Below are 21,767 nucleotides of genomic sequence, written 5' to 3' on the forward strand. Positions count from 1 at the left end.
CGGGTAAGATGCAGCGTCGAAAGGACGCCCCCTGCCGACGTACCCGCTTATGTCTCGACCTGCTCCCGATGATTCATCTCAACCTGACTGAAGGTGTGTTGGTTTCCAGCCTGCATGGGCTCCCGGTTCTCGACCTGGTCGGCATTGCCGTCGCGCTGCTGCTCGGCGGGATGGTCAAGGGGATCACCGGCATCGGCGTCCCGCTGGTGGCCATGCCGATCCTCAGCCAGTTCCTGCCGATCCGGCATGCGGTGCTGCTGCTGTCGATGCCGATCATTCTCGGCAACATTCCGCAGGCGCTGGAAGGCGGCGAGGTGCTGGCCACCGCGCGCAAGATCGCCGCGCCGATCGCGGGCACCGTGTTCGGCAACGTCGTCGGCGTCGCGATCCTGCTGTCGCTGAACGCCGGCCACGCGCAAGCCGCGTCGGGCGCGCTGCTGATCGTGGCCGCGACGCTGATGCTGAGCGCGCCGAAGCTGAACCTGCCGCCGGCGTGGCAAAAGCCCGTCGGATTCGCGCTCGGGTTCGGCGCGGCGCTGATGGAGAGCATCGCGTCGGTGCCGGGGCCGTTGCTCGCCACCTACCTGATTTCGTCCGGCGCGACCGGCCGGGCCTTCACGAAGCAGATCGCGATCATCCTGGTGGTGTCGATCGTCACGCTGATCACGACGTTCAGCGGCACCGCACACGCGAGCGGCGCCGATCTCGCGATTTCGGCCGCGGCCAGCCTGCCCGCCATCGCCGGCATGTGGCTCGTTCGCCCGCTGCGGGACAAGATGTCGCCGCGGCTCTTCCGGATGGTCGTCCTGCTGTTCGTGCTCGTCGCGGCGTCCCAGATGATCTGGAAATCGGGCGTCTTCCGCCCCACCGCGCCGCCCGGCGCCCATCTCGACAACGCGCACGCCAACACGAAATGACGTCGGCCAGCGCGCCATCGCGCATGCGTTCTGAAAGCTGGGAAGCGTAGTATTCGCGGCCTCGACGGACCGCGCTCGACACCGTGAAAACGGGCAGGCGCGCGATACCGGTATTGCAATTTACCTACCTGCCGGCCGGCCGCGACATCGGCGACGGCGCGTTTTTCAGAGGCGCGAAATGGAAACATACGTGTTGCTGGGCTGCGGATTCGGCCTGGGTTTGCTGATTGCCATCTGGGGGATCTGGTCGCTCCGGTGAGCCGGCCGCACCCGGCATCGTTCCTTTCCGTCCTCACGCACACCCGGCCTCGATCCGCAAGACGCGTTAGACTGTCCCGATGGAACCATGCCGTTATTGCCAGCGAATCCGCGATGAATGGGATTGCCACGGGGACGAATGCCGCCGGGCGATCGCGAAGGCACTGCGCCGTCAGCGCGCGGGCCTGCCGATGGTGCCCGATCGCATCCGCAACGAACTGCCGTCCGGCGCGCCGACCCAGCAAGTGATCGCGGTGCTGTCGCGCCAGCGCCTGCGGGCGCGCCGCGGCAACGAGGAACGCCGCGAGCGCAAGGAAATCGACGACGACAGCGTCTGATCCGGCCTCCCCATCGTCCCGTCCTACCTGCCATACCCCACCGCCGGGCGCCCGCCCATGCACGGCGCCCCTCTCGCCTGCCCGCCCGCCGCTTGCAATTCCCGCAACACCGAATGGGGCCGGATCACATTTATCCTGAAATTATTGCCTGGCTCGCAAGGATCTTTCGCTGGAATCCACGTTTACCCTAGGTCCGTCGAAGCCTACGATGATCTCAATCGCTCACGACATGGTGTCGCCGGCGAAGTCAACAGAACATCGGAGGTCATCATGAAATCGCTCGTTTCCGCAGTCGTTGCCGCTGTCGCCCTGTCCGCCTCGTTCGGCGCATTCGCGCAAAGCACCGTGACCCGCGCACAAGTGCGCAACGAACTCGTCCAGCTCGAAAAGACCGGCTACACCCCGAGCCAGTCGAGCCCGTACTACCCGGCCGACATCCAGGCCGCGCAAGCGCGCGTGCACGGCGCCGACAACAGCGGCTACGGCGCGCAAGCGGCCCCGGTCGTGCAAGGCAGCGCACCGGCAGTCAAGGTGCAGAACGCGCGCGACTCGGTTTACTTCGGCCACTAAGCCTCAGCACCACTCAGCCTGCCGCTGCGCGCGTCGCGCGCAGTTCGCGCAGCGCCAGCGAGCCCGTCGCGCGACGGGCTCGTCGCCTTTCCGGCGTCCGCGTGGCCGGCCCGCCATCAGCGGCTGCCGCCCGCCGCGACGCGACCGGCGCCATCCATGGCAACGCCGCCGCCCAGCAGTTCCTGGTAACGCACGCATGCGCACTGCGCGGCCGCCTTCGCCGCGTACATCGCCGCGTCGGCCTTGACCAGCAACTCCTCGGCCGACGCGCCATCGGCCGGGTATTCGCTGACGCCGATGCTCGCGCCCACGGCCAGGTGCCGGTCGCCGAACTCCAGTTCCTCGGCCATCACGAGCTGGATGCGCGACGCGATGTCGCCGATCACCGCCGGCGCACGCACGTCCGAAATCAGCACGATGAATTCGTCGCCGCCGAGCCGCGCGGCCATGTCGCCGCTGCGCAGGACCTGGCTCAGCCGTTTCGCGACTGCGACGAGCGTGCGATCGCCGGCCGCGTGGCCGTGCTGGTCGTTGATCTGCTTGAAGCGATCGAGATCGACGAACATCACCGCCAGCCCCTCGTGCACCGCGGCCGCATGCCGGATCGCGGCATCCAGATGCTCCATGAACAGCAGGCGGTTCGGCAGCCCGGTCAGCGGGTCGTGACCGGCGAGGTGGGTGAGCTCCAGCTGCTTCGCGCGCAGCATCGCGACCTGCGTGCGGATCTCGACGCGCATGCTGTCGAAACAGCGCGCGAGCACGCCGATCTCGTCGGCCCGCGCGACCGGCAGCCGCTCGGCGGCCGGATCGTCGAACACGTGGGTGGCTGCGCGCGCGAGCATCTGCAGCGGCCGCGTGATCGCGCTCGCGAACAGGATCGCGAGGATCACCGCCATCAGGCTCGAGATCAGCACCATCCGGATGATCCGCCCGCCGAGCACCCCGGCCGGCGTCAGCACATCCATCAGCGGCCGCGCCATGCCGAGCACGATGTAGCGGTTGCCCTCGGTGTGCCCGAACGGCGTGCGCACGAACGCGAACATCTGGCCCGGTGCTTCGTCGGGCTGCGCGAGACCGTCGAGCGTCACGCTGGTGCGCGTCCCGACGAACAGCAGCCGCGTGGCGGGAAACGTGTCCTGCATCAGCACGCGCCGCCCGCGATCGAAGCCGAACGTCTGCGACGGATCGGGATGCACGAGGAAATCGCCCCACTCGTTCGCGAGATACACCGCGTAGTCGTCCGGCAGATCGCGCTCGAGCCGCTCGAACATGCGCGACAGCTCGACGTCGACGATCAGCGCGCCGACGACCTGGCCGGCCGTGTCGACGACCGGCGTGCCCACGCGCACGATCGGCAGCCCCTCGGCCGCATGCGAACCGGTCTCGTGATTGATCGCGATCGGCGACAGGTAGATATGGCCCGGCGCCGTTGCGAGCGTATCGAATACGTAGGAAAACTGTCCTTTTTCCTGGAGCGCACTGTCCGGCAGCACGACGATGCCGCGTGCGTCGCGATCGACGCGAATCCGCTCGAGCCCGAAGCCGTCGCGCGCGATCAGGCGGACCTGCAGGTACTCGGGGTGATTCCTCATGAAGCTGTAGTACACCTGCTCGAGCCGCGTGCGCGGGGAGCGATCGGGGCCGTCGGTGGTCGCGACGAGCGCCGACGACGGCAATTGCGCGAGCACGAGCGTATCGTCGGCAACGTCGGACAACGCGGTCGTGAAGCGCTGCCCGAGCAACTGCGTCGACATCAGCAGGCTGTGCTGCGCTTCCTGCACGAGCATCGTCCGGTTCGCGCGATAGGTGTAGTAGCCGGTCGCGCCGGATGCGATCACGCCGATGCATGCGAACAGCATGGACAGCTTCGAGGTCAGCCCGAGCCGGATCATTTTGCGAACCGCTCCGGGCGGTCGCCCGACACGATGCGGCTCCACAGCGCTTCGCGCCGCGCGATGTTCTCGACCGGCTGGATCCAGACGAGATGCTGGTGGCCGGCCTCGAGACCGGGTGGCGTCTCGAGTGTATTCGCGAGCCCCTGGCGTTCGGTCAGCAGCGTGCCGATCGCCGGTTCGAGCATGTAGTTGATCCACGCGAACGCGAGGTTGCGATGCACCGCGCCGCGCGTGACGCCCCAGCAATCGAGCCACGCGAGCGCACCTTCATCCGGAATCACGTAACCGACGTCCGCACCGGCGCGGCGCAATTGTTCGACCTGCTGCGTGCCGTAGTTGCCGAACATCAGCGCCGCGCGATGCTGGACGAACAGCGCGGTCGCTTCTTCCGGGAGTGTGTAATACGTCAGCAGGTTGCGCCGCAGGTCGATCAGCTTGTGCGCGACCGCGAGCGTTTGCGAGGCCGACAGATGAAACGGATCGCGATAGCCGAGCGCGAGCGCGGTGAACGAAAAATTATGCTGCGCGCTGTTGAAGTCGAGTACCTTGCCGCGATACCGCGGGTTCCAGAGTTCGAGCATCGAGTGCGGCGCGGCCGGCACCTGCTTGCGATCGTAGATCAGGCCCATCGACGAATACGTGAACGGAATCGCGTAGGCACCGCCGCGGTGCACGAGCCCGCCGATCGCCTCGAGTTGCTGGAAATTCGGCAGTTGCCGCCGGCGGTTCGGGATCTGCGACAGGTCGATCGGCGTGAGCAGACCTTCCTGTGTATAGCGCTGGATCTCGGCCGTATTGGCCGCGAGCACGTCGTACGGCGGTGGCGACGCGCTGTGCATGCGCGTCCACAACGCTTCATCGGAATCGACGAACGTCACTTCGACGCGCACATGGAATTGCGTCTCAAATGCATTGACGACATCGTTGTCCGCATAGCCCGGCCACGCGAGCACACGCAGCACGCTGTCGCTGGCGGCCTCGGGAGACGCGGCGCACACGGCCAGGCCCGGCAAGCCCAGCGACACAACGACAAGCAATTGGCACACAGCTCGGCGCACGCGCCGATACGTGCCGATTCCGCTGATGAATCGGTCCTCGCCCGCATTCCCCGTATGCATTCGACTGTCCTTTTTAGCGTCGATGCTTGATTTGCAACGAGACCATAAAAAATAGCGCGGCGCAATCGGAACAAGCCGCACGAACACCGTGTTCGCGCATACGAAACGCGATACGGCGATACGGCGATACGTCTACGCTCATTCGATTGCATGTCGTCGCACGCATCCAGACCCGTCGCACGAATCAAGCAAGAGAAGAAAGATCAGGCGAAAGACGTTACGGAACGATTCCGATTCCGTTCGCGGTTGCGGCGCTGGCCGCACACCGCATGCACCGCGCACGCGTACGATGCGATCGGCGACGATGCGCATCCGCCACGAACGCCCTCAACGGGAAGCCGAACGCGGCGCGACGCGACACAAACCGCCCAAAGCAACCGACGTTCCCGAAAAGGCACGACGCGCCTCGGCCGTCGCACTTTCCTTTTCAGGCCGCTCGTCGGACAATGGCCCGCCCCCGCCGGCGCGGTGCCGCACCGGCCCGCGCGCGGCGGCGACGTGCTCCTTCCGCGCCGATGAAACGCTACGAAACCCTCGCTCATACGATCGCCGACGAAATTCGCCAAGGCAACCTCGCGGTCGGCACGCGCCTGCCGTCGCTGCGGCAGATCATCGCGCAGCATGGCGTGAGCCAGTCGACGGTGTTTCGCGCGTACTACCTGCTCGAGCAGTGGGGGCTGATCCGCGCGCGCGAACGCTCCGGCTATTACGTCGCGCCCGGCGCTGGCCCCGCCGCGAATCCGCCCGAGAAACGCCGCGCGAGCCGCGCCGCCGCCGGCGCCACACGCAAGGTCGACATCAGCGATCTCGTGTTCTCGGTGCTCGACGCCGCGACGCAGCCCGGCATCGTGCCGCTCGGCTCCGCGTTCCCTTCGCCGCAACTGTTTCCGCTGCCGCGTCTCGCGAAGTCGCTGGCGCAGGCGACGCGGCTCGTGAGCCCGTGGAGCACGGTCGTCGATCTGCCGCCCGGCAATGAAGCGCTGCGCCAGCAGATCGCGCGGCGCTATCTCGCGACCGGCGTCGCGCAGCCCGTCGACGAGATCGTCGTCACGAACGGCGCGCTCGAGGCGTTGAACCTGTGCCTGATGGCCGTCACGCGGCCCGGCGACGTCGTCGCGGTCGAATCGCCCGGCTTCTACGCGGCGCTGCAGGCGATCGAGCGACTCGACCTGCGCGCGGTCGAGATTCCCGTCGATCCGCGCACGGGCCTCGATCTCGAAGCGCTCGCCAACGCGCTCGACCGGCACGACATCCGCGCGTGCTGGTTCATGACCAATTTCCAGAATCCGACCGGCGTCACGCTGTCGATCGAGAAGAAGCGCGCGCTCGTCGAGATGCTCGCCGCGCGCGAGGTGCCGCTGATCGAGGACGACGTGTACGGCGAGCTGCATTTCGGCCCCGACTATCCGCTGCCCGCGCGCGCTTTCGACCGGCACGGCCTCGTGATGCATTGCAGTTCGTTCTCGAAGACGCTCGCGCCCGGCTACCGGATCGGTTGGGCCGCCGCCGGACGGTTCGCGGAGAAGGTGCAGCGGCTCAAGCTGATGACCACGCTGTCGGCGAGCATTCCCGCGCAGGCCGGCATCGCGAACTATCTGGAGCACGGCGGCTACGATCGTCACCTGCGCAAGCTGCGCGGCGCGCTGCAAGCGCAGCTCGCGCGCATGGACGACGCGCTGCGGCGCTGGCTGCCCGACGGCGTCGAATGGGTGCGGCCGGACGGCGGGTATTTCCTGTGGCTGTCGTTTCCCGATGCGATCGATGCGATGGAACTGCATCGCCAGGCGATCGCACACGGCATCAGCTTCGCGCCGGGGCCGCTGTTCTCGGCCGCGCATGGCTTCGAGCGCTGCGTGCGCGTGAACTTCGGCCATCCGTGGAACCGCGACATCGAACGCGCGATCCGCGTGCTCGGCGAGCTGGTCGCCGAGCCGGCGGTACGCAAGGCCGGTTGAGCCGCGCGCACGCCGCAGCCGTGCAGCCGACGCGCACACGGGTTACAGTGCAAGCCCCTTCGCTTCTTCGTCCGACTCCCGTCTCATGAGCGCATTGCCCCACCTCGATCACGCCGCGCTGCTGAAGCTCGCCGCCGACGCCGCCGGCATCACGCAGCCGTGCCGCTGCACGAACACCTCGCTGGCAGGCTGGACCAGCCTGCCGCTGTCGCTGCAGGACGCGCAGCTCGTCGAAGTCGCGACGCTCGCGCCGCCCGGCGACCCCGAGCCGACCTACGACGAATACCATCCGGCCGGCACACGCTACTGGTCGGACGACGCGCCGATCGCGCCGCGCCATTTCCCGTACAACCGCTGCAACGTCAGCCGCTGCGTGTCGTGCGACCGACTGTTCCTGCGCTATCAGGAAGGTGGCGGCTACTTCATCGACCAGCGTATCCGCGCGCTCGATCCGGCCTTGATCGCCGACGCACCGGCGTAAGCGACGCTGACGCGCGCATGCGCCGCGCCCGCCCGCCATGCGCCGGCGCGCGATCGATCTGCTGCGCCCTTTTCGCGCCGATCTGCTGCTTGTCCCACCGCCCCGCGTTCCCTACGCTGTCTCCGGTTGCCTGACACCCGTCGCAACGTCCCCTCCCGAGCGACGCGCGCCCCCCGCGCCGTCGCCCCTCTCGCGTATCACGTCATGTATCGATATACCGATTTCGACCGGGCGCTCGTGCACAGCCGCGCCGCCCAGTTCCGCGACCAGCTCGAACGCTGGCAGCACGGCACGCTGAGCGAGGACGCGTTCCGGCCGTTGCGCCTGCAGAACGGCTGGTACGTGCAGCGCCATGCGCCGATGCTGCGCGTCGCCGTGCCGTACGGCGAGCTGTCGAGCGCGCAGCTGCGCGTGCTCGCGCGGATCGCACGCGACTACGACGTGCCCGACGACGCCACCTATCGCGCCGCGTGCGACGCGCAGGCGCTGCTCGGCACGCTGCGCCTGCCGATCCGCAACGCGCACTTCACGACCCGCACCAATGTGCAGTTCAACTGGATTCCGCTCGCGAAGGCGGCCGACGTGATGGACCTGCTCGCGACCGTCGACATGCACGGGATCCAGACGAGCGGCAATTGCATCCGCAACATTTCGTGCGACGAACGCGCGGGCGTCGCGCCGGACGAGATCGCCGATCCGCGGCCGTTCGCCGAAGTGATGCGCCAGTGGACGACGCTGCATCCGGAATTCGCGTTCCTGCCGCGCAAGTTCAAGATCGCGATCACCGGTGCGGCCGAGGACCGTGCGGCGACCGACTGGCACGACGTCGGGCTGAAGCTCGTGCGCAACGATGCGGGCGAACTCGGCTTTCGCGTGAGCGCCGGTGGCGGCATGGGCCGCACGCCGCTGATCGCGACGCTGCTGCGCGCGTTCCTGCCGTGGCAGCACGTGATGAACTACATCGAGGCGATCGTTCGCGTGTATAACCGCTACGGCCGGCGCGACAACAAGTACAAGGCGCGCATCAAGATCCTCGTGAAGAGCGAGGGGCAGCGCTATATCGACGACGTCGAGGAAGAGTTCCGCCAGATCGTCGAACACGACGGCGGCCCGCACACGATCCCGCAGGCCGAGTTCGACCGCATCGCGGCCTCGTTCGTGCCGCCGCGTATCACGCCGCGCATGCTCGACCTGCAGGACGCGAACACACGCATGGCCGGGCTCGCCACGCGCCATCCGGCCTTCGGACGCTGGCTCGCGCGCAACGTCGCGCCCCATCGCGACCCGGCGTTGCGGATCGTCACGCTGTCGTTCAAGCGCCGCCTGCAAGCCCCCGGCGACGCGTCGCCCGGGCAGCTCGACGCGCTCGCCGAGCTCGCCGACCGCTTCTCGGCCGGCGAGGCACGCGTCACGCATGCGCAGAACGTGGTGCTGCCGTGGGTGCATGCCGACGATCTGTTCCTGCTGTGGGAGCACGCTCGCGCGATCGGTCTCGCCAGCGCGAACGTCGGACTCCTGACCGACATGATCGCGTGCCCCGGCGGCGATTTCTGCGCGCTCGCGAACGCACGCTCGATTCCGATCGCCGACGCCATCGCCGAACGCTTCCAGGACCTCGACATGCTGCACGACGTCGGCGACATCGATCTGCACATCAGCGGCTGCATCAACTCGTGCGGCCATCATCACAGCGGGCACATCGGCATCCTCGGCGTCGACAAGGACGGCGCGGAGTGGTACCAGGTGACGCTCGGCGGCTCGGACGGTTCGAGCGCGAGCGGCCCCGCGCGGGCGGGCAAGGTGATCGGCCCGTCGTTCTCGGCGGACGAGATCGTCGACGTCGTGGATGCGCTCGTCAACGCGTATCTCGACGCGCGGCTCGATATCGACGGCCGCAGCGAACGATTCATCGACACGGTGCGCCGCATCGGCGCGGAGCCGTTCAAGGCCGCGGCCAACGACGCACGCCATCACGCGGAGCACGCATGAAACCCACCGACGAACGCGCGCCTGCAAACGCGCGAATCCGGCTCCTGACGCCCGCCGAACACGCCGGCGACGCGAGCGAGTGCGACGCCACGACGCTGACGATCGCCAACGACGACGAACTGCCGCCGCTCGCGCAACAGATCGCGCAGGCCGCGCGCATCGACCTGCACTTCCCGTCCTTCACCGACGGCCGCGCATACAGCCAGGCGTACCTGCTGCGCAAGCGCTTCGGCTTCGCCGGCGACCTGCGCGCGACGGGCGACGTGCTGATCGACCAGTTGCTGCTGATGGAGCGCACCGGTTTCTCGAGCGCGGTGCTGGGCGCCGATGCCGATCTCGCGGCCGCGCGCCGGCAGCTCGACCGGTTTCCGGGCTTCTATCAGCGCGATGCGAGAACGGCAGCAACGCGGCAGGACGCCGCGCCAACGGTGCCGGCGCCGCCCCGGAAATGACGACGGGCGGCCCGCAGGCCGCCCGTCCGATGAACCTCAAGCGCCACGCCCGCCGCGAAGCGGGCGCCGCCGTTCAGCGCGCCGCCACCGGCTTGCCGAACGCGCCGAGAATCTTCTTCTCGAGCGCGATGTAGTCGTGGCCGAAGTGGTGGTCGCCCCCCGTCTTGATCACGTCGACACCGGTATTCACGAGCGCCGGACACATCGTTTCCTTCTCTTCCGCGCCGTAGAAACACTGCACGAGGTGCGGCGGCACCTTCGCCATTTCCGGCGCGACCTTCAGCGCGTTGTCGCTCGCCGGCATCCCGAGCCAGCCCGTCACGCGGATCTGGAAATCCGCCGCCGGCGCGAAGCCGAGCAGCGACATCACCGAGACCTTGTCGCGCAGATCGGCCGGCAGCCGGTTGTACGCAAACGGCATCACGTCCGCGCCGAACGAATAGCCGACCAGCGCCACGCGGTTCGCATGCCAGCGCGCCATGTAGGTGCGCATCACGCGCGCCAGATCGCGGCTCACCTGCGCGGGCGGCTTCTCGCTCCAGAAGTAGCGCAGGCTGTCGATGCCGACCACCGACACGCCGTCGCGCTGCAGCGCCTCGGCGATCGTCTTGTCGAGATCGCGCCAGCCGCCGTCGCCCGAGATCACGATCGCGAGGCGGTCGCTGCCGCCCTTGGCCGGCAGCTCGACGAGCGGCAGGTCGGACACGTCGAGCTCGTCGCTCGCGCTGGTGTCGTGCAGGTGCGACGTGACGAGCGACACGAGCTTCGCGGTGTCGCCAGCCGCAGCCGTTTCGACGAAGCCCGGCATCGCGCGGCGCACGATCGTCGGATCGGGCGGACACGGCTTGAAGCGCGCATCGAGCTTCGCGGCCGGGTCGACCGACACGACGCCGGCGATCGTATTCTCCGGCGCCATCGACAGGATCTGCTTCGCGATCGCGCCGCCCTGGCCCACGCCCGCGACGATCGGCGTGTAATAGCGCGCCGATTGCGCGAGGCGCTCGAGCTGGTGGCTGACCGCCTCGGCGTCGCCGTCGAGGTGGTGGCAGGTCTCCTGCTTCGCGGCAAGGTTCGCCGCGTAGCGCGCCGAATCCACGCCGACCGTCATCGCGCCCGCCTTCGCGAGCGCGTCGGCCGCCTGCTGGTCGGCCGCGCCCCAGCCGCGCTCGCGCGAGAACAGCACGACGAAGCCGCGCAGCGGGCCGCTCGGCTTCGTCACGGTCACGGGGCCGTAGCGGCCGCCCGACACGGTTTCCGGTTTCGCCGCAGCCGGCTGCGCCGCGAACGCGGCGCCGGCCAGCATCATTCCCGCGCAGGCGACAGCCGCCCGCGCGATACCCTTCTTCACCATCATGAACGCCGACCTCCAGCCAGCAGGGACAGGTCCGCGAGCGTGACGAACACGCCGACCGAGCCCGAGGCCGCGAGATAACGCGGCTCCCAGTGCGGTTCGAACTTGCTCTTGAATGCACGCAAGCCGCGGAAGTTGTAGAAGCGGCCGCCGAAGCGCCAGACCATCAGGCCGAGCCGGTGGAACGGCGACGGCATCTTCGCCGCCCCCATCCCCGAGAACGGCGCGATGCCCAGGCTCAGCTTGCGGAACCCCGCTTCCTTCAGATGCAGCGCGAGCTGCGTAAACAGATACTCCATCGCATACGGCGACGCTTCCGGCAGATGGCGCATCACGCCGACGGTCGCCTCGGTGTTGAGGTCGGTCGTCATGAACGTGACGAACGCGATCGGCGTGTCGGCCTGGCGCACCAGCATCACCGACTGCGTCGCGAGATAGCCGTCGTGGAACGCGGCCACCGAGAAGCTCTTTTCGCGCGCGTCGCGGCTGTCGAGCCAGCCGTCGGAGATGTCGCGCAGCGACGGCAGCGCGGCCGGCACGTCGCACGGCGCGATCACCTCGACCGTCAGTGCGTCCTTGTCGCCGCGGCGCAGCGCATAGCGCAGGTGCGAACGGTTCGAACCCTTCAGGTCGAACTGGTCGAGCGCGATGTGCGCTTCCTCGCCCAGCTTCATCAGCGTGAGGCCGGCATCGAGATACAGCGGCAGCGCGTTCGCGCGGACCTGGTAGAACGCCGCGCGACCGCTGTGCGCGTGCGCCAGCGCAATGAACTTGCTGATCAGCGCCGGCCATTCCTCGCGCGGCCCGACCGGGTCGTGCAGCGCGGCCCACGTGCGGCCGTTTTTCGCGTACATCAGGAACGCGCGGCGCGATTCGGAAAACAGGAACGACTTGTCGCCCATCAGCGCGAGGCCCGCATCGCTGCATTCTTGCGCACGGATGATCTGTTCCGCGTCGACCAGGTCCTGCTCGGCCGGCTTCATGAAACGCCCGGGCGCCGGGCGCAGCAGTTGCCACAACGCGAACATCGCGACGAACACGCCGGACGCGAGCGTCGCGCGCAGCGCGCGCGGCGCGCGTGCGTCGAACGAGAAATGCGACCACAGATCGCGCGTGAGCGGGATGTCGCGGAATGCGAAGCACAACACCCACACGGCGAGAATGAGCACCATCGTCACCGACACGAACCAGCTCACGGTGAAGCGCTCGGCGAGCAGCGACGAATGGCGGTTGAAACGGCGGCGGCTGACGAGCAGCAGCACCAGCAGCGTGCCGAGCACGCCGGCCTCGACGAAGGCGAGCCCCTTCGCCAGCGACAGCGCGAGGCTCGCGAGCGTCAGCGCGAAAGTCATCCACCATGCGCCGTCCAGCCGGCGCAGCAGCCCGCGCGCGACGAACAGCAGCGCGACGCCCAGCACGCTGCAGATCACCTGCGAGCCTTCGAGCACCCACAGCGGCACGATGTTGCGCAGAATGGCGATCCGGTGCCAGAACGCCGGCGTCGCGCTCGAGATCACCAGCATCCCGCCGACCGCGAAAGTCACGAGGCTCAGGAACAGCGGCGCCAGTTGCGACACGCGCGCGGCCTGCCGCGTCACGAGCCGGCGGCGCAGCGCGCGGCCCTCGAAGCCGGCCAGCAGGCCGGCCGACAGCACGAGCGGCACGCCGAAGTAGATCGCGCGATACGCAATCAGCGCGGCGACCATCGCATGCGCGGGCACTTCGCGGCCCAGCGTGAAGACCATCGCGGCTTCGAACACGCCGATCCCGCCCGGCGTATGGCCGATCATCCCGAGCAGCAGCGCGGCCGCATACACGGTGATGAAGGTCGGGAAGCCGACCGGCGCCGCCGGCAGCAGCACCCACAGCGTCAGGCCGGCGGCCACGACGTCCAGCACCGCATAGACGACCTGCGCGACGAGGTCGCGCCGCGCCGGCACGTCGAACGCGAGCCATGTGAAGCGCGTGACGACCGGGCGCGCGGTGTTGCCGCACAGCGCCGTCATCACGGCCAGCACGATGAGCAACGCGGCGCCGCTCCAGGTCAGCACGGCGGGCGCGACATGCAGCATCGCGGCGAGCGTCTGCGGCACGCAGACCATGCCGATCGCCGTCATCAGCACCAGCGCAAGCGCGAGCGTGCCGCTGGTGAATACGGTCATCCGGCCGATCTGCGCGGGCGTCACCCCCGACACGCCGTACACGCGCGCGCGCACCGCGCCGCCCGTCAGCGCGCCGAAGCCGGTCGCATTGCCGAGCGCGGAGCCGGCGATCGCGCCGATCCACAGCGCGGCGCGCGGCACTTTCGCGGCGACGTAGCGCAGGCCGACCGCATCGCGAGCGACCAGCGCGAGATAACTGAGGGCCGTCGCGGCCAGCGACGCGCCCCACTCGCCGACGGCCATGTGGCGCAGCTGGCGGATCACCGACCGGTAGTCGACGGATTCGGACAGGTGCTGGAACACCACGATCAGCAGCAGGCCGATGCCGAGCGCGAGCAGCGGCGACAGCACGCGCTCGTTGCGGATCAGCGTCGAGACACGGGCGATCACCGCCGCGGTACGGCCGGGCGGACCAGGGTGGCGGGAAGACATAGATGGTTCAGTGGTGGTGCATAGCATGTCGCGGCGCGACGCGGGACGGCCGGGCGGCGACGAATCGGGTTATTCTGCATGAGCGGCCGGCCTGGGACGGCGGCAGGCGGCGCCTGGGTCAGAGCTTACGAGTATACGGCACTTATATTACAAAATCTTTCGGGCTGCTTTGTGCGGTTTTGTGGTGCTGCACGCATCAATGTCGTATCAAAACCGGCCGCAAATCATGCGCAAGATGCGCATCATACCGGGAACCGGCAGCCATGTTTCATCGGATGAATAACGAATCGCGGATTCGGGAAAAATTCTCCCGGCCGGGCCGCGCCCGTGAGCGCAAAACCACGAGCGGACGCGGGTTTTGGGGAATGGGGACAGATTATCGCGCCCTTCGTCGCGCCCGTGTCGGGCCGTCACTTCGCCCGCTCGCGCAGCACGTCGATGACCGCCCGCAGCTTTGCCGGCCTTCCCGCTCGAACGGCACGATCAGGGGGGAAATGATCGCGAAGATGGTCGACGTGATCGAACGCGACGACGGCGCATTCCGCAACCTGCTGCCGCAGTCGTCGGAAGCGTTCGTGCGCGCCGAGCAGGCGCGCGCGCGGGAGCGGCAGCAATAAGCCGGCAACGCAGCGGCGGGCGGCGCGCCCCGGACGGCGCCCGCCGCGCCCGCGCTCAATACACGTCCCGCATGTAGCGCCGCGCCTTCGCGAGCTTCGCGACGTAGTCGTTCGCCGCTTCGTCCGACATCCCGCCGTGCTCCGCGACGACCGCCTTCAGCGCGGTGTCGACGTCCTTCGCCATCCGCGCCGCGTCGCCGCACACGTAGAAGTGCGCGCCCTCTTCCAGCCACTGGTACAGCTCGGCGCCCTGCTCGCGCATCCGGTCCTGCACGTAGATCTTGTCGGCCTGGTCGCGCGAGAACGCGAGATCGAGCTTCGTCAGGAAGCCGCCGTCGTGCATCGCGCTCAGCTCCTCGCCGTAGTAGAAGTCGGTCTGCGCATGCTGCTCGCCGAAGAACAGCCAGTTGCGCCCGCGCGCGCCGCGCGCCTGCCGCTCGTGCAGGAAGCCGCGAAACGGCGCGACACCGGTTCCGGGTCCGACCATCACGACCGGCACGTCGCCGTTCACCGGCGGCCGGAAATGCGCGGACTTCTGCACGAACACCGGCACGCGGCCGTCGTCCGCACGATCGGCGAGGAACGTCGACGCGACGCCTTTGCGCGCGCGGCGGCCGTTGTGATACCGCACGGCCGACACCGTCAGGTGGATCTCGCCCCGGTGCGCGCTCGGGCTCGACGCGATCGAATACAGGCGCGGCTGCATGCGCTTGAGCATCGCGACCAGCTCGGGGCCCGACAGCTCGACCGGAAACTCGTGCAGCACGTCCGCCAGCTGTTGCCCCCACAACCATTGCTTCAGGTCGGCCTTGCGATCGTCACCGAGCAGCGCCTTCAGCGCGCCATTCGCGCTGCGCGACGCGATGAACGCGAGCGTGTCCGGATGCGGGCGCGTGATGTCGAAGTGGCGCGTGAGTGCATCGCCGAGCCGCACGTCGCCAATGCCCGCGATCGACACCGGCGCGTCGGCCTTCAGCGCGGTAACGGACAGCAACTCGTCGACCAGCTCGGGACAGTTGGTCGGCCACACGCCGAGCGCGTCGCCGGCTTCGTATTCGAGGTTCGCGCCTTCGGTCGACAGCGACACGTAGCGCGTGTCCTTCGCGGCACCCGGCCGGTTCAGCCGCAGGTTCGCGACGAGCTTCGACGGCGCCGGATGCGCCTTCGTCGGCAGCAGCCCCGACGGACTCAACCCGGCGGACGGCACCGCGTGCAGCGCCGCATCGGCTTCCTTGATCCGCGCGACGACGCGTTCGAGCCACTGATCCGCATCGCGCTGGAATTCGACATCGCAGTCGACGCGCGCGCACAGCCGCGCCGCGCCGAGTTCCGCGAGCCGCGCATCGAGCCGGCGGCCGTGCCCGCAGAACTGGTCGTAGTTGCGATCGCCGAACGCGAGCACCGCGAAGTGCACGCCGTCGAGGCGCGCGGCACCGCCGGCCTGCAGCGCATCCCAGAATTCGCTGCCGTTGTCGGGCGCATCGCCGTCGCCGAACGTGCTCGTCATCAGCAGCACGTATTGCGCGCCGGCCAGCGACGCGACCGGATAGTCGGACATGCACGCGGTGCGGATCTCGAATCCCGCGTTCATCAGCTGGGTCGCGTAGTCCTCGGTCAGCGATTCGATGTTGCCGGTCTGCGACGCCCACAGCAGCGTGACCTTCGGCCGCGTGCGCACGATCCGCACGCCGCCGGGCGCGGCGGCTTCGGCGGGCAGCGCGGGCGCCGCGGCATGCGCCGCGTGAGCGGGCAGCGAGCGGCTGAACAGCCCCGCGAGCATCCCGTCGAGCCAGAACCGCACCGGCGGCGCGAGCGGCGCGCCGGCCGGCAGCACCGGCACGCTGCCTTCGCGCCGGCCGGCGCTCGCCTTCAGCCCGCTGACGAGGCCGGCCACGTACAGGCGCTCCGCATCGGAAAGCGGCGGCGGCACGAGATCGGCCACGCCGAGTGCGGCCGCGAAAGTGTCGAGGTCTGCCATGTCGGATTCCTGTGAAGCGAGAGTCGGCACGATCGCCGGCGCGGGACGCGCATCGTCGGCGCTCGCGTCGGGTCGTGCCGCGTCGTCATCGGCGGACGCGAACGCATCGGTTTCGACGCGTGTCAGCGCGACCGCGCAGTATTTCAGTTCGGGTTGCTGCGATTCGGGATCGATCGCGTCGTTGGTCACCGCGTTGATGCACAGGTCGTCGCCGTACACGTCGTTCCAGTGCATCGGCGCGAAACAGTTGCCGCGCTGCACGCGCTCGGTCACGACGGCCGGCAGCACCGCCCGGCCGCGCGCCGAGCGAATCTCGACGCTGTCCTTGGCGGCGATCCCGAGCGCGCACGCGTCGTCCGGATGCAGTTCGACGAACGGGCGCGGATTCAGCTTGTTCAGCATCCCGACCTTGCCCGTCTTCGTCATCGTGTGCCATTGATGCTGCAACCGCCCGGTGTTCAGCACGATCGGGAACGTGGCGTCGGGCAATTCGGCCGGCGCGACGTGCGGCCGCGCGAAGAAGCGCGCCTTGCCCGACGGCGTCGGAAACGCGAGACGCGGCGCAGCGTGCCCGTCGGCCGCCGTGCGCGGCGTCTGGCTCACGCCGTCGTTCAGGTAGCGGATCGGATGCCGCTCGCGCGCGGTGCCCGGTGCGACCGGCCATTGCACCGGGCCGTCGCGCAGCGCCGCGTGGCTCGCGCCGCGCAGGTCGTAGCCGGTCGCCGGATTCGAAAAACGCACGATCTCGTCGAACACGTCGGCCGCCGACGCATAGTCGAACGCCGCGCCGAACCCCATCGCACGCGCGACTTCCGCGACGATGCGCCAGTCCGGCAGCGCGTCGCCGGGCGGCGCGATCGCCGCGCGCATCAGCGTCATGTTGCGCTCGGAGTTGATCATCACGCCGTCGCCCTCGGCCCACAGCGCGCCGGGCAGCAGGATGTCCGCGTAGCGGTTGGTCTCGGTATCGAGGAACGCGTCCTGCGCGATCACGAGCTGCGCGGCCTGCAACCCCGCGATCACGTTCTGGCGGTTCGGCACGGTCGCGACCGGATTCGTGCAGACGATCCAGCACGCCTTGATGGCGCCGGCCGCCATCCGCTCGAACAGGTCGACCGTGCCGTGGCCGGTTTCCTCGCGCAGCGTGCNCGCCACAGGTTCTCGACGAAGCGCCGGTCGTCGTCGGACGCCACCGAGCGCTGGCCCGGCAGGCCGGGCCCCATGTAGCCCATCTCGCGCCCGCCCATCGCGTTCGGCTGGCCGGTCAGCGAGAACGGCCCGCTTCCGGGGCGGCAGATCTTGCCCGTCGCGAGATGCAGGTTGCAGATCGCGTTGGTGTTCCACACGCCGTGCGTGCTCTGGTTGAGCCCCATCGTCCAGCAGCTCATCCATTCCGGTGCCTCGCCGATCCATTGCGCGGCCGTGCGGAGGTCGGCTTCCGCGAGCCCGGTGATCTCGGCGACACGCTCGGGCGTGTAGTCGGCGAGGAACGCGGGCATCGCGTCCCAGCCTTCGGTGTACGCATCGATGAATGCGGCGTCGGTGCGGCCGTTCGCGTGCAGCAGGTGCAGCAACCCGTTGGTCAGCGCGAGATCGGTGCCCGGCCGGATCTGCAGGAACAGGTCGGCCTTGTCCGCGGTGCCGGTGCGGCGCGGATCGACGACGATCAGCTTCGCGCCGGCCTTCACGCGATCCATCATCCGCAGGAACAGGATCGGATGGCAGTCGGCCATGTTCGCGCCGATCACGAAGAACAGGTTCGCGCGGTCGAAATCCTGGTACGACCCGGGCGGGCCGTCGGCGCCGAGCGACTGCTTGTAGCCGGTGCTCGCGCTGGCCATGCACAGCCGCGAGTTCGACTCGATGTTGTTGGTGCCGACGAAGCCCTTCGCCAGCTTGTTCACGAGGTACTGCGCCTCGATCGACATCTGCCCCGAGACGTAGAACGACAGCGCATCGGGGCCATGCGCATCGAGCACCGCGCGCAGCCGCCGCGCGGTCTCGGCGATCGCGTCGCGCGCCGGCAGCGGCACGAGGTCGTCCTGTCGCGCGTGCCGCACGAACGCGCGGTCGAGCCGCCCCGAGCGGCGCAACGCGACGTGCGCGGACGAGCCCTTCGTGCACAGCCGCCCGAAGTTGGTCGGATGGTCTGCGTCGCCCGATACCTTGACGACCTCGTCATCCTCGACGTGCAGCACCATCCCGCAGCCGACGCCGCAGTACGGGCACACGCTCTTGACGGGGGTGGCGGTCATGCGTGCTCCAGGTGGCTCAGGCAGCGATCCACACGAAGCCGTCCTCGACCCGCGACGGATACGCGCTCACCGACTGCTCGGGTGCTTCGAGGCATTCGCCGGTGCGCAGGTCGAAATGCTGCTTGTACAGCGGCGACGCGACGACGACGCGCTCGCCGAGGCTGCCGATCAGCCCGCGCGACATCACGGCCGCGCGCGACACCGGGTCGACGTTGTCGATCGCGAACACGCCGCCGTCGGCATGCTCGACATGAAACACCGCGACCTGCTCGCCGTTGACGAGCGCGCACACGCCGGTGTTCGGCACGATGTCGTCGAGCGGGCACACGCGGGTCCAGGACAGGGGAAGACGGTCGTTCATGATGGGCTCCTTGGAAAAAGACGCTGGTGTCGGTCGGGATCAGACGGTTGCGGCTTCGGTTGCAGATTCGGCGACGACGGGAATCGCCACGGGCTTGCCGCCCACACGCTCGTCGGGCGTCGCGGGACGGATCTGGCCACGCGTCTCGACGAACGCGATGGTCGCGTCGGGCGCGTCGCTGTTCACGAAGTGGCGGAAGCGCTTGCGCGTTTCCGGATCGGTGACGGCCTTCTTCCATTCGCATTCGTAGGTGTCGACCACGTTCTGCATGTCGGCCTCGAGCTCCGCCGCGATCCCGAGCTTGTCGTGCACGACGACGTCGGTCAGGTAGTCGAGCCCGCCTTCGAGGTTGTCGCGCCACACGCTGGTGCGCTGCAGCCGGTCGGCCGTGCGCACGTAGAACATCAGGAAGCGGTCGATGTAGCGGATCAGCGTGGCGCGGTCGAGGTCGGACGCGATCAGTTCCGCGTGGCGCGGCTTCATCCCGCCGTTGCCGCACACGTACAGGTTCCAGCCCTTCTCGGTCGCGATGATCCCGACGTCCTTGCCCTGCGCTTCCGCGCACTCGCGCGTGCAGCCCGACACGCCGAACTTGATCTTGTGCGGCGCGCGCAAGCCCTTGTAGCGGTTCTCGATGTCGATCGCGAGGCCGACCGAATCGTCGACGCCGTAGCGGCACCACGTCGAGCCGACGCACGACTTCACGGTGCGCACGGACTTGCCGTACGCATGCCCCGATTCGAAGCCGGCCGCGATCAGTTCCTCCCAGATCGACGGCAGCTGCTCGACGCGCGCGCCGAACAGGTCGACGCGCTGGCCGCCCGTGATCTTGGTGTAGAGACCGTACTTCTGGGCGACCTGGCCGACCGCGATCAACCCTTCCGGCGTCACCTCGCCGCCCGGCATGCGCGGCACGACCGAATACGTGCCGTCGCGCTGGATGTTCGCGAGGTAGTAGTCGTTCGAGTCCTGCAGCCCCGCGTGCTCCTTCTTCAGCACGAACTCGTTGAAGCACGATGCGAGGATGCCCGCGACGGCCGGCTTGCACACGTCGCAGCCGAGCCCGCGGCCGTGCTTGTGCAACAGTTCGCCGAAGGTCGTGATGCGTTCGACGCGAATCAGGTGGAACAGCTCCTGGCGCGAATGCGGGAAGTGCTCGCACAGATGATTGTTGACCGCGAGGCCCTGCTTCTTCATCTCGGCCTTCATGATCTGCGTGACGAGCGGCACGCAGCCGCCGCACGACGTGCCCGCGCCGGTGCACGACTTCAGTGCGCCGAGGCTCGTCGCGCCGTCGGCCACCGCCGCGCAGATCTGCGACTTCGACACGTTGTTGCACGAGCAGATCTGCGCGCCTTCCGGCAGCGCGTCGACGCCGATCGCGGGCTTGGCCGCGCCGTCCGACGACGGCAGGATCAGGAATTCCGGCGACTCGGGCAGCTCGATGCGGTTCAGCATCATCTGCAGCAGCGTGCCGTATTCGGCCGCGTCGCCGACCATCACCGCGCCATGCAGGAACTTGCCGCAGTCCGACACCACCAGCTTCTTGTAGACCTGGCGGCGCTCGTCCGCATACTGGTAGGTGCGGCTGCCGGCGGTCGCGCCGTGCGCGTCGCCGATGCTCGCGACGTCGACGCCCATCAGCTTCAGCTTGGTGCTCATGTCCGCACCGGCGAATGCGGTCGCATCGTTCGCGTCGCCCGCGGCATTGCCGAGCTGCTTCGCGACGACGCGCGCCATGTCGTAGCCCGGCGCGACGAGGCCGTACACCATCCCGTTCCAGGCCGCGCACTCGCCGATCGCGTAGATGTCGGCGTCGCTCGTGCGGCACGCGTCGTCGATCGCGACGCCGCCGCGCGGGCCGATGTCCAGGCCGCACGCGCGGGCCAGTTCGTCGCGCGCGCGGATGCCGGCCGAGAACACGATCATGTCCGCATCGAGATGCGAGCCGTCGGCGAACGCCATCCGGTGCGTGCCTGCTTCGCCGTCGACGATCTCGAGCGTGTTCTTGCCCGTATGCACGGTGACGCCGAGCGCCTCGATCTTCGCGCGCAGCATCCGGCCGCCGCCGTCGTCGACCTGCACGGCCATCAGCCGCGGCGCGAATTCGACGACGTGCGTGTCGAGCCCCATGTCGCGCAGCGCCTTCGCGCATTCGAGGCCGAGCAGCCCGCCGCCGACCACCACGCCGCGCTTCGCGTGCGTGCCGCATGCCTGCATCGCTTCGAGATCCTCGATCGTCCGGTACACGAAGCAGCCGGCGCGATCGTGGCCCGGCATCGGCGGCACGAACGGACGCGAGCCCGTCGCGAGCACGAGCTTGTCGTAGGCCAGCGTTTCGCCCGACACGAGCGTGACCGTATGCGCGGCACGATCGATCGACGCGACGCACGCGTTCAGGCGCAGGTCGAAGTGAGGATGACGTTCGAAGAAGCCGGGTTCGACGAGCGACAGGTCGTCCGCCGACTTGCCCGCGAAGAATTCCGACAGATGCACGCGGTCGTACGCCGGGCGCGGCTCCTCGCCGAGCACCGTGACCTGCAGCGCGCTTGCCGCACCGCCCTGGGCCGCGACGCATTCGAGGAGCTTGTGGCCGACCATCCCGTGGCCGATGACGATGAGTTTCATGATGAGGTTC

General features: G+C 68.7%; 14 protein-coding genes and 1 pseudogene. 8 read left to right on the top strand and 7 right to left on the bottom strand.

The window, feature by feature from the left end; translation table 11 throughout:
- The first annotated feature begins 68 nt into the window (after positions 1–68).
- From ACTJKF_RS06670 to ACTJKF_RS06680, 3 genes are all read left to right on the top strand, one after another.
- Entirely contained in the window at positions 69–917 is an 849-nt protein-coding gene (locus tag ACTJKF_RS06670) for a sulfite exporter TauE/SafE family protein (RefSeq protein ID WP_440622768.1), read from the top strand.
- A 338-nt stretch (positions 918–1,255) separates the two neighbouring features.
- Positions 1,256–1,513 carry a hypothetical protein gene (locus ACTJKF_RS06675; RefSeq protein WP_440622769.1) on the top strand — a complete coding sequence of 86 codons (258 nt, stop codon included), beginning with the start codon at positions 1,256–1,258 and terminating at the stop codon, positions 1,511–1,513.
- 270 nt (positions 1,514–1,783) lie between these two features.
- Positions 1,784–2,083 (top strand): DUF4148 domain-containing protein, encoded by a 300-nt coding sequence (locus tag ACTJKF_RS06680; RefSeq protein ID WP_440622770.1) that lies wholly within the window; start codon positions 1,784–1,786, stop codon positions 2,081–2,083.
- A gap of 116 nt (positions 2,084–2,199) precedes the next feature.
- On the opposite strand, the gene ACTJKF_RS06685 is transcribed toward ACTJKF_RS06680, so the two are convergent.
- Entirely contained in the window at positions 2,200–3,975 is a 1,776-nt protein-coding gene (locus ACTJKF_RS06685; protein WP_440622771.1) for a diguanylate cyclase domain-containing protein, read from the bottom strand.
- A complete protein-coding gene (locus tag ACTJKF_RS06690) occupies positions 3,972–5,096 on the bottom strand; it encodes an extracellular solute-binding protein (RefSeq protein WP_440622772.1) in 1,125 nt (374 codons plus the stop codon). The genes ACTJKF_RS06685 and ACTJKF_RS06690 overlap by 4 nt, the downstream gene beginning before the upstream one ends.
- A 515-nt stretch (positions 5,097–5,611) precedes the next feature.
- Here ACTJKF_RS06690 and ACTJKF_RS06695 point away from each other — a divergent pair.
- The 4 genes from ACTJKF_RS06695 (at position 5,612) to ACTJKF_RS06710 (ending at position 9,973) form a co-directional block, all read left to right on the top strand.
- Complete coding sequence (locus ACTJKF_RS06695) at positions 5,612–7,051, top strand: PLP-dependent aminotransferase family protein (RefSeq protein WP_440622773.1); 1,440 nt, start codon at positions 5,612–5,614, stop codon at positions 7,049–7,051.
- An 85-nt stretch (positions 7,052–7,136) separates the two neighbouring features.
- The gene (locus ACTJKF_RS06700) at positions 7,137–7,532 is read left to right on the top strand and encodes a hypothetical protein (RefSeq protein WP_440622774.1); all 396 of its coding nucleotides are present in this window, start codon (positions 7,137–7,139) and stop codon (positions 7,530–7,532) included.
- A 204-nt stretch (positions 7,533–7,736) separates the two neighbouring features.
- Positions 7,737–9,521 (top strand): nitrite/sulfite reductase, encoded by a 1,785-nt coding sequence (locus tag ACTJKF_RS06705; protein WP_440622775.1) that lies wholly within the window; start codon positions 7,737–7,739, stop codon positions 9,519–9,521.
- A complete protein-coding gene (locus ACTJKF_RS06710; RefSeq protein ID WP_440622776.1) occupies positions 9,518–9,973 on the top strand; it encodes a DUF934 domain-containing protein in 456 nt (151 codons plus the stop codon). The genes ACTJKF_RS06705 and ACTJKF_RS06710 overlap by 4 nt, the downstream gene beginning before the upstream one ends.
- A 73-nt stretch (positions 9,974–10,046) precedes the next feature.
- Here ACTJKF_RS06710 and ACTJKF_RS06715 read toward each other — a convergent pair whose 3' ends face one another.
- Complete coding sequence (locus ACTJKF_RS06715) at positions 10,047–11,327, bottom strand: virulence factor family protein (protein ID WP_440622777.1); 1,281 nt, start codon at positions 11,325–11,327, stop codon at positions 10,047–10,049.
- Complete coding sequence (gene mprF, locus ACTJKF_RS06720; RefSeq protein WP_440622778.1) at positions 11,324–13,918, bottom strand: bifunctional lysylphosphatidylglycerol flippase/synthetase MprF; 2,595 nt, start codon at positions 13,916–13,918, stop codon at positions 11,324–11,326. The genes ACTJKF_RS06715 and mprF overlap by 4 nt, the downstream gene beginning before the upstream one ends.
- 275 nt (positions 13,919–14,193) lie before the next feature.
- Between mprF and ACTJKF_RS06725 the strand changes: the two genes are divergently transcribed.
- Entirely contained in the window at positions 14,194–14,535 is a 342-nt protein-coding gene (locus tag ACTJKF_RS06725) for a hypothetical protein (RefSeq protein WP_440622779.1), read from the top strand.
- Positions 14,536–14,590: 55 nt separating this feature from the next.
- Here the strand turns inward: ACTJKF_RS06725 and ACTJKF_RS06730 are convergent.
- From ACTJKF_RS06730 to nirB, 3 genes and pseudogenes are all read right to left on the bottom strand, one after another.
- Positions 14,591–18,768 (bottom strand): annotated as a pseudogene (locus ACTJKF_RS06730) (molybdopterin-dependent oxidoreductase).
- Between the two features lie 16 nt (positions 18,769–18,784).
- Positions 18,785–19,129, bottom strand: a complete 345-nt coding sequence (nirD, locus tag ACTJKF_RS06735) for a nitrite reductase small subunit NirD (protein WP_440622780.1) — start codon at positions 19,127–19,129, stop codon at positions 18,785–18,787.
- A gap of 39 nt (positions 19,130–19,168) precedes the next feature.
- On the bottom strand, positions 19,169–21,757 hold the full coding sequence (gene nirB / locus ACTJKF_RS06740; RefSeq protein WP_440622781.1) for a nitrite reductase large subunit NirB: 2,589 nt from the start codon (positions 21,755–21,757) through the stop codon (positions 19,169–19,171).
- Between the last annotated feature and the right edge of the window lie 10 nt (positions 21,758–21,767).

The sequence above is a fragment of the Burkholderia sp. 22313 genome, assembly GCF_052045245.1.
GTDB lineage: Bacteria > Pseudomonadota > Gammaproteobacteria > Burkholderiales > Burkholderiaceae > Burkholderia.